10 protein-coding genes and 2 pseudogenes are annotated in these 16325 nt (G+C 48.0%); 4 read left to right on the top strand and 8 right to left on the bottom strand.

What is annotated here, in order from left to right; all coding sequences use genetic code 11:
* Window positions 1–81: 81 nt before the first annotated feature.
* Together H6A28_RS07365 and H6A28_RS07360 are read right to left on the bottom strand one after the other, a co-directional pair.
* A pseudogene (locus H6A28_RS07365) lies at window positions 82–315 on the bottom strand (hypothetical protein); the annotation flags it as partial.
* Window positions 316–502: 187 nt separating this feature from the next.
* Complete coding sequence (locus H6A28_RS07360; protein WP_204479603.1) at window positions 503–1174, bottom strand: hypothetical protein; 672 nt, start codon at window positions 1172–1174, stop codon at window positions 503–505.
* 216 nt (window positions 1175–1390) lie between these two features.
* Between H6A28_RS07360 and H6A28_RS07355 the strand changes: the two genes are divergently transcribed.
* Window positions 1391–3760, top strand: a complete 2370-nt coding sequence (locus H6A28_RS07355; RefSeq protein ID WP_204479601.1) for a sugar-binding domain-containing protein — start codon at window positions 1391–1393, stop codon at window positions 3758–3760.
* A 244-nt stretch (window positions 3761–4004) separates the two neighbouring features.
* Here H6A28_RS07355 and H6A28_RS07350 read toward each other — a convergent pair whose 3' ends face one another.
* Window positions 4005–5642, bottom strand: coding sequence for a DUF3857 domain-containing protein (locus tag H6A28_RS07350; protein ID WP_204479600.1), 1638 nt, complete (start codon window positions 5640–5642; stop codon window positions 4005–4007).
* Window positions 5643–5678: 36 nt separating this feature from the next.
* Window positions 5679–7606, bottom strand: a pseudogene (locus H6A28_RS07345) (DUF3857 domain-containing protein).
* A gap of 492 nt (window positions 7607–8098) precedes the next feature.
* Between H6A28_RS07345 and H6A28_RS07340 the strand changes: the two are divergent.
* Window positions 8099–8323 (top strand): Sec-independent protein translocase subunit TatA/TatB, encoded by a 225-nt coding sequence (locus H6A28_RS07340; RefSeq protein WP_204473642.1) that lies wholly within the window; start codon window positions 8099–8101, stop codon window positions 8321–8323.
* Window positions 8324–8328: 5 nt separating this feature from the next.
* Complete coding sequence (gene tatC / locus H6A28_RS07335; protein ID WP_345944450.1) at window positions 8329–9141, top strand: twin-arginine translocase subunit TatC; 813 nt, start codon at window positions 8329–8331, stop codon at window positions 9139–9141.
* Window positions 9142–9146: 5 nt separating this feature from the next.
* Here the strand turns inward: tatC and H6A28_RS07330 are convergent, their stop codons facing one another.
* From H6A28_RS07330 to H6A28_RS07315, 4 genes are all read right to left on the bottom strand, one after another.
* Window positions 9147–11333, bottom strand: a complete 2187-nt coding sequence (locus tag H6A28_RS07330) for a GH92 family glycosyl hydrolase (protein ID WP_430641271.1) — start codon at window positions 11331–11333, stop codon at window positions 9147–9149.
* Window positions 11334–11443: 110 nt separating this feature from the next.
* Window positions 11444–12415: a glycoside hydrolase family 130 protein gene (locus tag H6A28_RS07325; RefSeq protein WP_204479594.1), complete on the bottom strand. Its 972-nt coding sequence runs from the start codon at window positions 12413–12415 to the stop codon at window positions 11444–11446.
* Between the two features lie 22 nt (window positions 12416–12437).
* Window positions 12438–13784: an MFS transporter gene (locus H6A28_RS07320; protein ID WP_204479592.1), complete on the bottom strand. Its 1347-nt coding sequence runs from the start codon at window positions 13782–13784 to the stop codon at window positions 12438–12440.
* A gap of 227 nt (window positions 13785–14011) precedes the next feature.
* Window positions 14012–15589 carry an MFS transporter gene (locus tag H6A28_RS07315; protein WP_204479590.1) on the bottom strand — a complete coding sequence of 526 codons (1578 nt, stop codon included), beginning with the start codon at window positions 15587–15589 and terminating at the stop codon, window positions 14012–14014.
* A 162-nt stretch (window positions 15590–15751) separates the two neighbouring features.
* Between H6A28_RS07315 and H6A28_RS07310 the strand changes: the two genes are divergently transcribed.
* Window positions 15752–16306: a DUF3332 domain-containing protein gene (locus tag H6A28_RS07310; protein WP_204479588.1), complete on the top strand. Its 555-nt coding sequence runs from the start codon at window positions 15752–15754 to the stop codon at window positions 16304–16306.
* The last annotated feature ends 19 nt before the right edge of the window (window positions 16307–16325 follow it).

Genomic DNA, 16325 nt, shown 5'->3' with positions numbered 1-16325 from the left:
AAAAACGAGTCAAAGATACCCATCTTTTAGGGAAGAGACAAGACAGCTCAAAATTTTTAAAGAAAAATTTCCTTACCTTTATCCGATAAAGGATATTTTCAGAATCTGGTTTCTCGATGTGGCCTCCAAGGTGAAAGAGCCGTCCTCACCGCTGATAGTTCCACTCACAAACACCGAATCCGGCAACGACAATAGCACCACGTTGGCGTAGGGTAACGGCTGGCTGTTCTCATCCATCAATCTTCCACTTACGGTTTGTGCAGATAAACTTACAGGCAATACAACACCTATAAGCAGGTACAAGAATCTTTTCATTTTCTTCATTGCATAGTAGCTTTTTAATTTCTACTGCAAAGTTCCATACCTCGCGAGACTTTTCCACTACCCTGTAGGGTAGTTTCAAGACTCATCCTCAAGGGATACAACAAAGAGTTTCGGGTATATTATTGGGGATTCCCCCACAAAGAGACGGAAGAAGGATTCACGAGATCCCTCTCCGGAATCAGTTGGTAATCAATATCCAAGGGAAGCAAGGACCTTCATACGGTGAAGTAGTCTGCGGCTCACTGCCAAACGATTCAGGCAATTTCTTCTCTTCCTTTTTCTCCCATACCTTCCAACGGTCAATTTCCCGGATGAGCCGCGTCACCGCCTGCGTGCAATTCTCCGGATAAGTGAGAATCTGCACGAACCAGAGTTTCTGACGCTGCACGTATTTGGCATAAAAACGATGGCCTGCCACTTCCTGGCCTTCCAAATGAAGCGGTCCGGAAAGGATAAAACCATCGTCTTCCTCCCGTTGATAAGTGGCATGCAATTCCCGGGCAAAACGGGCCATTCCCTGCGCCACCGTCAGGCTGTCCAGATTGGGAAGCACAAACGCGGTCTGTACAATCTGCTCCACATTCCAGAAACGGAACTGGCAGTAACCTTTTTCCTTGACCTGCGGATTGGAAACTTGCTCGAAAAAGGACGGATAATGTACCACATACCCATAAAAAGGATCCCGATAGGTATTCATCCGCGTAGTACGCATCACCTTTTCCAATTTCTTGGGAAGAGGAGTATCGTCTTTCTCCTTCTTCTGCGTGATAAAAAGGGAACCTGCTATTAAAGCCAATACAAAGAAAATTAAAAACCGCCGCATCCCTACATAATATACTTTTACCTCCATACTATCCATTTTCACTTCAACTGCAAAACTACATTTCGCTTTCCATACCAACCGAAGAACTTTACTGACATCTTCCTGACATTTCCACCGGGAAGCAATTTATACCACATTCTTTTACTTTACACACAATTTATTTTACAAATCGACAAAAAATCCCTCATTTTCCAACAGTTCTTTTATCTTTGCAGTCACAAATGAAAAACAAAACTAAATATTATGAGAAAACAACTGCTCATTTTAGGAATGATGTGGATGATCGTTCTGTCAGTTTCAGCATCATCCGGAAAACAATTATTCAATGAGGGATGGAGATTCTGGTTAGGCGACACCCTAATCGCCAAAAATGAAACCTTTGATGATTCTTCGTGGAAGAAGTTGGTACTGCCACACGACTGGAGCATCGAACAAAAATTCGACAAAGATGCCCCGGCAGGAAACGACGGCGGCTATCTGCCCACCGGAATCGGCTGGTACCGAAAGACGTTCAATGTACCTAAAGAAGCCAATGGAAAGAAACTGCAACTTTATTTTGAAGGAGTGTACATGAATTCGGATGTATACGTCAACGGACAGCGTGCAGGCGGGCATCCTTATGGCTATTCTTCTTTTTTTGTCGATATCACCCCTTATGTGAAAACCGGAAAGAATACCGTTGCGGTACGTGTCGACAATTCAAAACAGAAAAACTGCCGATGGTACACCGGATCGGGCATTTACCGGAACGTCTGGTGGATAGAAAAGAATCCGGTCCATGTAGCCGACTGGGGAATCCAGATTCAGACACCCGACTTGCAGACAGCCATTGTAAAGACAGAGGTCGTCAATGAAAGTGCAGAGCGCAAAACGGTAGAGGTAACCATGGAAATAGCCGGACAGGTCAAGAAAAGTACTTATGACCTGCAGCCCCAAGCACACATCACGGCCGAACAACGCTTCCAAGTTCCGGACGCCAAAGCCTGGAGTCCCGAATCTCCGAACCTGTATACTGCACAAGTCACAGTAACCGAACAAGGAAAGGCCCAGGATTGTGTAAACGAAACTTTCGGCTTCCGCACTATAGCCTATTCAGCTGAAAAAGGCCTCCTTCTGAATGGAAAATCCATCTTGCTAAACGGAGGATGCCTGCATCACGACAATGGCATATTAGGAACGGCTGCCTACGACCGCGCAGAATTCCGGAAAGCAGAACTGATGAAACAAGCTGGATTCAACGCCGTACGTACTTCCCACAATGTACCTTCGGAAGCATTCCTCCATGCTTGCGATCAGGTGGGATTGCTGGTAATCGATGAAGCATTCGATGGCTGGCGTGAAGAAAAGAATACCTATGATTATCACACCTTGTTTGATGAATGGTGGGAACGCGACTTAAAAGCAATGATACTTCGGGACCGCAACCATCCTAGTATCTTCTGCTGGAGCATCGGAAATGAAGTCATTGAGCGCAAAAAGATAGAGGCAGTCACTACCGCCCGCAAACTGGCGGCGCTTTGCCGGCAACTGGACCCTACCCGTCCGGTCACTTCCGCACTCGCTGCTTGGGACAGTGACTGGGAAATCTACGACCCGCTGGCAGAAGCTCACGACATTGTGGGTTACAACTATATGATACACAAGGCCGAAAGTGACCATCTGCGTGCCCCTTCCCGAGTAATGATGCAGACCGAATCTTTCCCAAACGATGCATGGAAGAATTTCAGAACCGTGAAAGACCATTCATATGTCATCGGTGATTTTGTGTGGACAGCCATAGATTACATCGGTGAATCCGGCATCGGACGCTGGTATTACGATGGAGACCTGCCTGGAGAACACTACCATCGCCCGCTCTATCCATGGCACGCTTCCTATTGCGGAGACATCGACCTGACCGGGCTACGCAAGCCTATCAGCCATTACCGTTCCATGCTCTGGAATGAAAATGGAGAGGAACATCTATACATTGCCGTCAAAGAACCCGACGGATACAAGGGCAAGATACGGACTACCTCCTGGTCTACCTGGCCCACATTTGAATGTTGGAACTGGCCTGGCCATGAAGGAAAACCCATTGAAGTAGAAGTCTACTCCCATTACCCCACAGTCCGTCTGTATCTGGACAACCAACTGATAGCAGAAAAGTCCGTCAACGAAATGAAGGCGATCTTCTCTCTGCCTTATAAAGCGGGAGTACTGAAAGCAGAAGGTCTCCGTGACGGGAAAGTAATGGAAGCCACCACTTTATCCACCGCGGGCGCTCCAGTGTCTCTTCGTCTGACAGCCGACAGAGAGGTACTGCATGCCGACGGACAAGACCTTTCCTTCTTGGTAATAGAAGCAATCGATGAAGCCGGACATGTTGTTCCCGTAACCGACAATCTCCTGTCAGTATCCGTTCAAGGAGCAGGCACCTTGCAAGCCTTGGGCAATGCAGACATCAAAGACATAGACCCCACTTTCGACCAGACACATCACATGTGGAAAGGCCGGGCATTGGCCGTCATACGTTCTAACGGCAAGAAAGGCCGGGCCGTTGTCCAAGTCAAGGCCAAGGGGATGAACAAAGGCGCAGAAGTCGTGAAAACCCTCCGACTCCAATTCAAATAATACTCCATTTATATTTCTGCTGCTTCCGGTGGTCTACAGTCTTACATAAAACCGCCGGAAGCATTTTTTTGCACCCGCAATGATGGATTATTATAAAAAATATGAAGGACAAAACTATAAACGAGGATTGCTGTCCGATAGAGCTAACGAAAGAAAATAAACACAAGAGGCTGTTACTTCAAATTGAAGTGACAGCCTCTTTGACTATAAATACAGATAGAATATGTATTTCAGTAAATGCTGATTATTCTGATACTTTCTTGACTACCAAGGTATGGTTGTTGGCATCTTTCCATTCAGCAAGCAAAGCATATAGTTCCTTGTAGTTGGACGGAGTCTGCAACTGACGGTCAATCTTGAGCGTGCGGGTCACTTTCACGCCCTCTTTCGTAGGCTGATAACTGAATGCGACTTTTCCGCAGGCGTTGCTGAGCTCCTTGTCGGCACGTGGAGCCATTTTCATTCCTTCCGGCAAGCAGACCACTGTTTCCAGTGTGCAGTCTACGGTGTTTGGCAGAAGGATGTTCTCAGGAATGGTCGTATTGGCAGCATATGTATAAAGGGTACGGACCGGTGTCGGGTCAGACAGGGTGACGATTCCCCAACCTTCGGCAGGCTGCTGCATCTTGGTCTCATCTACTTTCAGAGTGTCAGTTTGCTGCGACTTCTTGGCTCCCAAATAGTCTGCTAATTTCAAAGACTTGCCCTCCAAGTCGGTTACGGTCATAAAGGATTGCAGACCGGCCTCATCCGTACCGGTCAGGGCCACTTTCTCCGGCATCATCTTGCTCTGGGCAACCAGCGATACGATGGTAGACAACCCTTGGTCAGCGGCTTGCAACGGATGCAAGGCACATACAGCCACTTCAGCTTCCAGTCCGGCAGCCTGCTGCAAGGCTACGTCCAAGTTCACCAGTTCCGCCTGGGTTCCGTAAGCCGAACGGATGACTTCTGAAGCGGGACGTAAGCGGTAGCCCGCTTCCTGCAAGGATACGCCACAACGTCCCAGTCGGTACATTTCAGTCATGTAACTGGCGATGGCATTGCGGACAGCTTGCGGATTGTCTTTGATGCCCTGAGTCAGTTCGGCCAGCTTGGCGTTGACCACCGCAGGGTCGCCAGCCTGGAACTGGGCTTTTAAGCTTCTCAGAGCTTCATCGTAGTTTGCCCAAGTAGAGGCGATGAAGACGGGCATCATACCACTGGCTGCCATTTGTACTTGTCCCATGCTGCCTCTTGCAGAAGGATAGGCGTACGGGCGGGGCTGTACATCTTTCAAGGTCCAAGTGAAGGACTTCATGCCGTCTTTCTGAGCCGTTGCCGGCTGAGCGGAAGCGTTCAGCAGTTCGTAGTGTATCGTCTTATCGGCCGGCATGTTCAATTGGAAGGTATATTCCTTGATGGGGGAAAGCTCCTTGACCGGGCAGCAGACATCGAGGGCCGGCAGATAACCTGCCTTGCTCACGATGGAGTAGTCCAGCACGATGGTAGCCCCCAGTTCCAGTCCGGTGTGTACCACGACCATCTCTTTCAGGCGGTTGTAGGCCGGGGCATTGGCGGCTGTAGAGGGAAGTACCTCTACCAGAGCATTGGCCGGGGTCTTGATGACAGTACCGTCTTTCTGACGAGTGTAGGATTCGTGGATTTCCAATTTCTGGAAGTCCGGGTCGTATACGATAAATGTTTCTCCATACAAGCTGTTCATGGCGGCATGCGTGAACAGGGTCAGTTCCTTTTGCACCCGTACTTCCTGGCTGCCGTCGGCCCGCAGGGTATAGGTCTTCGAAAGTTTGCGGAACTCCGCTTCCGATGCGGCTTTGGCCGGCAGGACAGCCAGCAAAAGCATCCCTATGATTCCTATGTAAATTGATAATGTTTTCATTGCTTTTCGTTTCATGTTAAGCCCTCGCATAAGGGGTTACTTTTTGACTACCATATATTCTCCATATCCTTTGGCGGTGTTGACTGCCTTGCGGAAGCTATCCCAGTCGGCAGCTTCATAGACACGCTTCTTCAACCGCAAAGAAGTTTTCAACTGCAACTGGTTGCCGTTTTGTTTCAGGCTTCCGGTGAATCCGGCACCCGTACCGTCCATCTGGTCCTGTTTTTCCTTTCCTTGCCATTTGTATCCGGCAGGGAGTTTCAGGTTTTCTTCCATTTCTACCAGACGAGAGCAGCCGTCCTTGAAGCCGTAGTCCCGTTTCTCCAGGCTGGTATCTATCCGCAGATAAGAAAGTACCTGCGTATAGAGGTTGTTCAGCACGAACGGCTTGAAGACCAATTCTCCTTGGTCACCTTTCATCGCATATTCCGGAATCGCATAGTGGAAAGTAATCCGGATGGGAGCTTTCTGATACTCTTTCGGCTCGCGTCCGTAGTCCACGCTGAGGAGCTGGGCCTTCGGCGATACGTTCAGCAACTGGCGTTCCATGGAGTGCGCCCATTCGCTCTGGAATCCGGTAGTGAAGATGCGTCGGATGTTGCTGTCGCTCTGACCTTCGGCTTCGATGGTGAAGGAACCTTTCAGTGTGCCCTTCTCGTCGAGGGTGTTCTGAGCCTTGATGCGTACGTAATGGTTTTCCGGGTCGGAAACCGGAGTCAGGCACAGGTCGGTACCCTCGGGCGTGCCTGGCAGGTAGTTCTGCTGCTGTTCGGCACTGCTCCACAATTCCCGGCAGAAAGGTACCCAAGTCGGGTCAAGGGGCATCAGGGTGCCGTTGCTGAGTTTCACTACGGCCACACAGTGGTTGAAATGGTCGGCAGGAATGCTCTCTACACGGCTGCCTGCCATGGTCATGGCCGGGAAAGCTTCGAATCCCGCCATCCGCAGGAATGAAATCAGCGTACCGGCAATGTCCTTACACACGCCACAGCGGTCGGTGTAATCCATTTTCAGGTTGTGCAGGGTAAACCTTCGCCCTTTCCCATGGTAATTCCGGCATAACGGATGTTGTCGGCTACCCAGTGGGTCAGCACGGCGATTTTCTCCATCTCGGTCTTTTTACCGCGAATCAGCTCATCCACTTTCTTTTGGGCTTCCGGAATGGGAGTAAAGCTGCCGTAGTCTTCGTTGACGCCATAGAACCAGCGCGATTTTTCTTTCCAGTCGGCGGTGGTAGACATCATCAGCTTCGGTGCAGCGTCATAGAAATCCACCATGTTCGGTTCGCGGCCGAACGGCATGATTTCATCCTTAGCGAAAGTATAGACTTTCCGTCCGTCTTCGTAACGCATGGAGGAAGCACAATCGCCTTGATAGAACTGGAACTGAATTTCTTTCTCGGACGGAAGGCTGACGCGGTACACTTTCCGCAAGGTCGGCTCAGTGGCCCAGAAAGGTACGATGTCGTAGAACTGTCCACGCATCGGGGGAATGAAACGGGAATCGTCTCCCTCTTGCGGCTGGTCGGCCAGCAAGGCATAGGTGAATCCTTTCTTGTCAATCTCATAGTCAATGATGTCGCCCGGTTTCAGGGCACCCACTTCCAGCATAATCTGACGGGCTCCCCAGTAGATGGCTCTGGCCGGAGCAGCGTAATCGCAGGTCTTGCTTACATCGACCGAGGTCTGTGTGCCGTCGGCATGGTAGATGGTCACCCGCTTGAAAGTAGCCGCTGCCGTCAGCGGGTCGTAGTCATATTTCAAGACCCGTTGCTGCAGGGCTCCAGCGGTGTTTTGTACCCGTACGGCCCGGCAGACAGCAAACGAACCTTGTCCGGTGGGTTCCACCGTCACACTTGTACTGTCCAATAAGTTTACACAAGGATAGCTGGCATATTGCTTGTCCAGCGTATAGGCCCTGCCGTTTCTCCACGACTGGGCATGTACCGTCGTCCCTCCCAACATCAGGACAACTGCACCCACAAAAAATAGTTTTGTCTTTCTCATACTCTTTTCGATAGGTTCCTTAGTAATAAAAACGGCCTAAAGGTATACATTCTTATGCGCATAGCCTAACAATCATAAACTTTTATTCTTAAATCTGTTTAAAACGCATCAAAATGACAAACCAATCGTTTAGGCCCATATAAAACAAAATCCTCCTGTAGTTTCTTACAAACCTCAAGACAAATTCTCTGTTTCACACTGTGGGATACAAAAACCACAGTGTGGGATACATATTTCACACTGTGAAATACAAATCCCGCAGTGTGGTACAGAGAAAATAAGGGGACAAAAAGAAATTATCCTCAGGACAACCGAAAGAATTCTTTCAAGCGCACTGCTTTTTTCCTTTAAAAACGGAAATGCCAAAGACTTACATTTGCGCAGATAAAAAACAATCCATATTTTTGCGTAGAAATCAATAACAGACAAACCATTATTTTACAGAACTACATGAATACGACCTTATTGTTGATGGGTATCGGTACCCAGGAATTACTGTTTATTATCCTGATTCTCCTGATATTATTCGGTGGAAAGAAAATTCCCGAACTGATGAAAGGTATCGGAAAAGGAGTAAAGAGTTTCAAGGATGGCATGAACGGGGTAGAAGAGAACTTAAAAGATACAGACCAAAAGAAAGAAGAAGTTTCTTCTACTGACCACAAAGAAAAATAATTGCCGTGAAGCCGAACGAACCAACGGAACTGACCTTTTGGGACCACTTGGACGCACTCCGTCAAACGATTATCCACATCGCCTGCGCGGTAGTGGTACTTATGTTGCTGGCCTTCTGCTTCAAGGACGAACTATTTGGCGTGATTCTGGCACCCAAGGAGGGGGATTTCTGCACCTACCGTTTCTTTGCCTGGGTAGGGCAAGTATTTCATATTCCCGGTCTGGAAACACAGACACTTCCGGTCAAACTCATCAATACCCAGCTCTCCGGGCAGTTTCTCACCCACATGAGCGTTTCGTTTTATGCAGGCATCCTGCTGGCCTCTCCTTACATCCTTTACCAGCTTTTTCATTTCGTATCCCCTGCCCTCTACCAGAACGAGAAGAAATATTCCCGGCGACTGATTTTCTGGAGTTACCTGTTGTTTCTCGCAGGGGTATTGTTCAGCTATTTTCTGATTTTTCCTTTCACCTTCCGTTTCCTGTCCACCTATCAGGTGAGTCCGGAAGTGGAGAACACCATCGTGCTCAGCTCTTATATCGATACGCTGAACATGCTGAGCCTGATGATGGGCATCACGTTTGAAATACCCGTATTGACCTGGCTGCTGGCCAAACTCGGTATTCTGTCGGCCGACTTCATGGCCAAATACAGAAAACACGCCTGGGTCCTCGCGATGATTATTGCGGCCATCATCACTCCTACCTCAGACGTGTTTACAATGCTGATTGTCACTTTCCCCATCGTCCTCTTATACGAAATCAGCATCGGCGTGGTGCGTCATACCATCAAGAGGAAACAAACCGAGGAAAATTGATTCCATTATTTATAGAAAGTCAGGGTACCGGCTTTCACCAGGTCGTTGTGGTGAATACGATAGCCTGTTTTCTTTCCACCGAGTTCAATCTTCTGGATATATCCTTCTGCTGAACCGTTGCCTTTCTTTTCAATAACCAGCTGGTCTTTTCCGTAAAACTCCGGATTCAAACGGATGGTAACCCGATTGAAAGTCGGATCGGTCAGCGTGTATTCCGGTACGCCCGGACAGTCGGGATAAAGGCCCATCATACTGAATACGGCCCAAGCTGACATCGTGCCGGCATCGTCATTCCCCGGAATGCCGTCGGGCTTGGGAGTGAAATACTTGGCCAGCAGTTCGCGCACCGTTTTCTGGGTACGCCATTCTTCGCCCTTGAAGTAGCTGAACAGGTAAGGATAGGCAATGTCCGGTTCATTGGCCGGATCGTAATAGCCTTTATCAAACACCATCTGTAACTTGTCGACAAACTTTTTCTGTCCGCCCATCAATCGGGCCAGTCCTTTTACATCGTGCGGCACATAGAAGGTGTAGTTCCAGGAATTTCCTTCATGGAAGCCCGGGCTCGGTTCAAAATTCTGTCCTTGCAACGGGTCGAACGGAGAATAGAACGTGCCATCCGGCAAGATAGGACGGAAAGTACCGAACTCCTTGCAATAATAATGCTTATAACCCATGGAGCGGTTGTAGAACAAGTCGGCATCGGCTTTCTTTCCCAAGCTCTTGGCCAGTGTGTACAAGGCATAGTCGGCAATGTAATATTCCAGCGCATGCGATACAGAGTTGTCAAACTGCTCCCTTAAAGGCACATACCCCTTGTTCATATAATCATCGTTGTCCGGACGCATCAGATTATCCTTTCCGGGCAGGGTGGCTGACTTCCGCATGGCTTCGTAAGCAGTTTCCATGTCAAAATCACGCAAGCCTTTCATCCACGTGTCCACAATGACCGGCAGACTGGGATCGCCTTCCATGGTAAGGGTTTCCCGTCCGTAGAGTTCCCACTTGGGCAGCCAGCCATGTTCCTTGTACATATCGATCATGGTACGCACCATGTCAATCTGACGTTCCGGATACACCAATGTCATCAACTGGTGCAGGTTGCGGTAGGTATCCCACAAGGAATACACCGTATAACGGTTGTTTTTCGTGACCTTGGTTTCACCTGTTTCCATTGCCGGATATTCTCCGTTCACATCCTGTAAGATGTTCGGATGAATCAAGGTGTGATACAAGGCGGTGTAGAACACGGTTTTCTGTGCCTTCGTACCCCCTTCCACGGTGATGCGGCTCAGGTCATCGTTCCATTGTTTGCGGGCACTGGCATGAATTTCATCGAAACCGGCTCCATGCTGCTCGACCTCCAAGTTCTGGCGGGCATTCTCCATGCTGACAAAAGAAACGCCCACGGCCACTTCTATCTGTTCGTTATCTTCCGTGTCGAAGGTGAACCAGGCACCGATGTCGTCACCGGCCAGATCACGGTCGTATTGTGTGTACAACTTGTATTTCCCGTTGTCTTTGTCCCATTCGGCCTCTATACCGTTCATCTTACGCTGGAATTTCCAATACCCTGTTTGTTGCGGAGCCTTGTTGATTCGCATTACGAAATAAATAGGGAATACCGCCTGCGGATTATAACAGAAGGTACCCAACAATTTCATACCTTCTATCTCCCGGTCGTTCACCCGGCGCAAATAGGCTCCCGATTCATTGGTCAGTCCCTCTCCTAAGTTCATCAGGATGTGGCTCTTTCCTTTCGGGAAGGTGAAACGGGTCAATCCGGTCCGAAGGGTAGAGGTAGCCTCTACTTTCACGTTATATTTCGTCAGTTGCAGGCTGTAATATCCCGGTGAAGCGGTTTCCTTCTCATACTTGCTGCCATAGTGATGATAATCCACATCCAGTTCCCCGGTGGTAGGCATCAACAGCAGAGACCCCAATTCGGGACACCCCACTCCACTCAAGTTGACATGAGACAGTCCCGTAAAATAGCTGTTCGTATAGTCGTAGGGCGTAGACCACCAGCGGGCATCCTTGTCATACTTGTTGTCTGCCGACCCCATCACATTGAACGGAACGACCGACATCAGGCCGTTCGGGCATACGGCTCCCGGATTACACGTACCGAAATTGGTGGTCCCGATGAACGGGTCGACATAATCTACTGGTTCCTGGGCATGCAGACACATCCCAACGAACAAAAAATTCAGACATGCAATTAGTTTTTTCATAGGCTTAAAGTAAAAAAGGCCCCTCCCATAGCCTCAACCATGGGAACGGTCCTATAAAGTTTTCATTCTTATACAATGGAAGTACGTTTCACGAAATCAATGATTTCGGAAATGTAACCGAAAGCCATTCCGACCACGGTATCGGCTGCCCCGTAATACACTGCCACTCTTTCCCCATCCTGAAGGGCGGCACACGGGAACACTACGTTGGGTACATCGCCCTGCAGTTCATAAGGTGCTGCAGGAGCCAACAGATAATCGCGGGTACGATAGAGCACCTTCTCCGGGTGGTCCTTATCCAGAATCGCGGCTCCCATGGAGTAGCGGAAACCGTTGCAGGTGGTGATGACGCCATGATAGAACATCAGCCAACCTTCTTCTGTCAGGAACGGTACGGAACCGGCTCCAATTTTCGTACACTGCCAGGCACTTTCCGGGAAAGGAGTCACTTTCATCACACAGCGGTGCTCGCCCCAGTATTTCATGTCGGGACTGAAGCTGATATAGATATCCCCGAAAGGAGTATGCCCGTTGTCGCTCGGGCGGCTCAACATGGCATATTTGCCGTTGATTTTTTGCGGGAAAAGCACTCCGTTGCGGTTGAAAGGCAGGAAGGCATTCTCACACTGATAAAATTCCTTGAAATCGAAGGTATAGCCAATGCCGATGGTAGGGCCGTGATAACCGTTGCACCACGTAATCCAGTAACGGTCTTCAATCCACGTGACACGAGGATCATATTTGTATTCCGACTCAATCATATCGGTGTTTCCGGGTTGGAACTTGATCGGTTCGTGATTGATTTCCCAGTGAATGCCGTCCTTACTGAGGCCTGCAAAGATATTCATCTGCACGGCCCGGTTGTCACAACGGAACACGCCGGCAAACCCATCCTTGAAGGGTACCACCGCACTATTGAAGATACTGTTCGACGTAGGTATCTGATACCGCCCGATGACGGGATTCTTGGAATACCGCCACATCACCTCCTTACAATCTGCCGGGCGTTCTTCCCACGGCATTACAAATTTGTCATTCATATTCAGTCTGTTTTTATTTAGATTAGATATATTCTCGTTCACCTTTTATCAGCTTTCCGTCGTTATCATATTTGAACGGGATGAAATACGTAATCAGAAAAGCCGGAATCGTGGCTATCAACACAAAGATAAAGAAAGGCTCATAGCCTCCCGGTTTGTTGAACCATTCTCCCAGACTTTCACATACCCAACCGCTCAGCATGCCGGGAATCATCACCCCTAAGTTCATGATACCCGAAGCAAAGGCATAATGTGCCATCTGGTGCTTGCCGGGAGCCACTTGCTGCATCATAAACAAGGAAAGGCCGACAAAGCCGAAACCGTATCCGAAATATTCAAAGACGATGCCGCTACAAATAATCCAGCCGCTTTCCGGTTGCAGATAGGCAAACAAGGCATACACCACAAACGGAAAGTTAAAGATGCAACACAACGTGAACAACGTATTCTTCAGTCCACGCCTGGCGATATAGTATCCGGCCAGCAATGAGCCCAATACAAAGGCCGCCGCTCCATACGTCCCATAATACAATCCAATTTCCTTTTCATTCAGTCCCAGTCCTCCTACCTCCCGGCCGGCTTTCAGAAACAAAGGTACAATCTTCATCACAAACCCTTCGGCAAAACGATACAAAATGATAAAGCAGATATAATATACAATATGGGTCTTGCGGAAGAAATCAAGCAACACCTCTCCCAACTCTCTCCATACCTCCCGGCTGGTCATAGCTTCTTCCTTTTTTCGCTTTGCCTGTGTGGAGGGTAAGGCAAAGTAATGATAAAGCCCCAAAAGCAGCATCGTGACTGAGAGTATCAACAAAATAATCATCCAGGCCCGCTTGGTAGCACTCAGCATGCCGGCCTCGGCATTCATTTCAATCAAATAACCCGCCAGATACACCAATCCTCCCGTCGCCAGAATCTTGGCAATGTTATAGAATGCTCCCTGCCATCCGATAAACTTGGCCTGTTCTTCATTAGACAGTTCACTCATGTACACGCCGTCGCAGGCAATATCGTGGGTAGCCCCGCTAAAGGCAACAATAGCCAGCAAGGCAATGGAAATACTGAAGAAATGCGGAAGGTTCAATGAAAAGGCTACCAATCCGAAAGTGGCTCCCGTAATCAGCTGCGTCGCAATGACAAAGAATTTCTTGGTCCGGAACAATTCCAGGAAAGGACTCCATAAAGGTTTCAACGTCCAGGGAAGAAGAATTAATGAGGTCCAGAAGGTAATCAGCTTATCATCGACTTCCAGTCCCTTGAACATCAGCACAGTGACCATATTCAGCACGACAAAAGGCAGGCCCATGGCAAAATATGCGGTAGGCACCCAGGTAATTGGTGATTTTTTTCTTGTAGGATTCATAGGTAAACTTGTATAACAGCTGTTTCTCACAGCCTCGTACAAAAACATGTATCAAAGATACACGAAAAAATCTATAAGACAAACAAATACACACTTATAGACTCACAAAAGATTAAAAGAAAGCAAAAGCAAGGACTTCATCCCCAGCCAATTGGTCTAAAAACAAAAAAGGAGTTAAAGCCTAAGTCATACAAGGCTTCAACTCCTTTTTTTATTTTAGAAAACAATTATTTCTTCATATTGGCCTCTTCCAAACCATAATGTTTCTTGGCATCCTCTGCACGGAGCAACATGGAAATCACAATGGCACACACACCAAAAATAGCAAAAATCACCATCGGGGCGGTGTAGTCGTAACCCGTAATCACTCCCGCTTCGTTGCGCAGCGTAGCAAAATGCTCAATCACCCAACCAATCAACCAAGGAACCGTAGTCAGTCCGATGTTCTGGATATAGAAGATAATGGCATATGCAGAACCCAACTGTTTCATCGGAATAATCTTAGGTACGGAAGGCCACATGGCACTCGGTACCAAAGAGAAGGCGATTCCCAGCACAATCATTACCACTACGGCAAACCACCAATAGTTCATCACCGGAAGGGCAAAAAGCACATGTACGGCAGTCAGCATAAAAGAACCGATAATCATCAAGGTCGCACCACGACCGATACGGTCGTACAAGGAACCGAACACCGGGGTAAGCAGGATGGTACCAAACGGCAAAAGGGCCGGAATCAGACCGGCAAACGATTCGGGTACATCGTATTTATAAATCATCAGCTTTGTGGCAAATTTCAGGAAGGGGAACACACCCGCATAGAACATCAAACAAAGCAAGTTAATCAACCAAAATCCCCGGCTACAGAAAATCTGCTTCAAATCGGACATCTTGAATCCTTCTTCCTTCTCCTGGCCACTCTCCATGCGTACAGCTTCGGCCGATGCATCTTCCTTGCGGTCCATCATACAATATACCAGGTAGGATACAAATCCGGTGCACAACACAATGGCACCGAACAATACAGGATAGGACACGTTACCCATCATACGGGCCACCGGCAGACTGACCCCCAACGCGAGGGCCGTACCGATACGGGCCATTGCTACCTGAAGTCCCATGGCCAATGCAAGCTCCTTACCTGCAAACCATTTGACGATAACTTTCGACACGGTGATACCGGTAATCTCAGCTCCCATACCAAAGATGGCAAACCCTACAGAAGCCAATGCCACCTGCATGTTCATGCCAAACAGCTGGGCATCGCCAAAATTAGTAGAAAGGGCATACCACTTTATCAACGCACCGACCAGCATCAATCCGGACGACATGGTACCGGTAAAACGAATACCCATCTTGTCCAATATCACTCCTCCAAAGAACAACATCAGCAGAAAGACATTGATCAGACCATAAGCACCTGAAAAGAATCCATATTCCGTGCTCGACCAACCTTCACCACGTGCCACTGAACTAATGGTCTTTTCCACCGTGACCTGCTGCCCGTTTACCTGTTCCTGATACTGCATCTTAGCGCCTGCTCCTAACTTCTCGACCGTCAAATCGGGTTCAGAAAGCATATTGGCTGCGGAGAACAAACGTACCTTCGCTACCAAGGTATCGGCAGGCATAGAGGTGTCGTCCGTAAAATAAACTACTTTTCCTTTCGTGGTTAACAAGTTTTCCAAAGGTGACATCACATCGGTCAGGAAATACCCACACATCATTGTAAACGAGACGATGAACAAGGCCGTCCAGCGTGCCGCCTTCGAATCGCTCAACTTCTTCTGAATCTTTTCTTTCATGCTATTGTTCTATTTAATCATTAATTTCTCACAAAAAACGACGCAAAGATACGATTTTTTTACATTTCTCTTTCACAATCGAAAATAACTTCTAACTTTGTAACAAATTGTAATAACAAAAGACAATACTCACTTAAATATTAACCCAAAACTAAAGCAGATATGAGAAAATTAAAACTTTCAGCTGCGTGCCTGATTCTCGGCGCCAGCATCATCTGTTCATCATGTATCGGCTCCTTCGGATTGTGGAACAGTTTAAAAGATTGGAACAGCAATATCGGAAACAAGTTTGTCAATGAAATTGTATTTTTTGCCTTCCATATCATTCCTGTATACCAAGTTGCCTATTTTGCCGACATCATCGTATTGAACTCTATTGAATTCTGGTCAGGTTCCAATCCACTGGCTGAGAATGTGGGAACCGTAAAAACAGTGAAAGGTGAAAATGGAGAATATCTTGTACGTACAAACGAAGACGGATATACCATCACCAAAAAGGGAGAAGAAAATACTCCGTTGAATTTGGTTTACAACCAGGAAAAGAACACATGGAATGTATCAGCCGACGGACAGACATATGAATTGTTTACAATGAATGAAGACGGCACCATCACTTTCACACAGAAAGATGGTACTCCGATGACCGTTACTCCGGACTTGCAGGGAATCATTTCTGCACGCCAGGCTAACAGCCAGTCTTTGTTTGTGGCACGATAAACCTAACCTATTTATAATA

Source organism: Bacteroides mediterraneensis, assembly GCF_016900355.1.
GTDB lineage: Bacteria > Bacteroidota > Bacteroidia > Bacteroidales > Bacteroidaceae > Phocaeicola.
The sequence above is the reverse complement of the archived record's forward strand: the minus strand, read 5'-3'. Positions and strand labels throughout refer to the sequence as shown.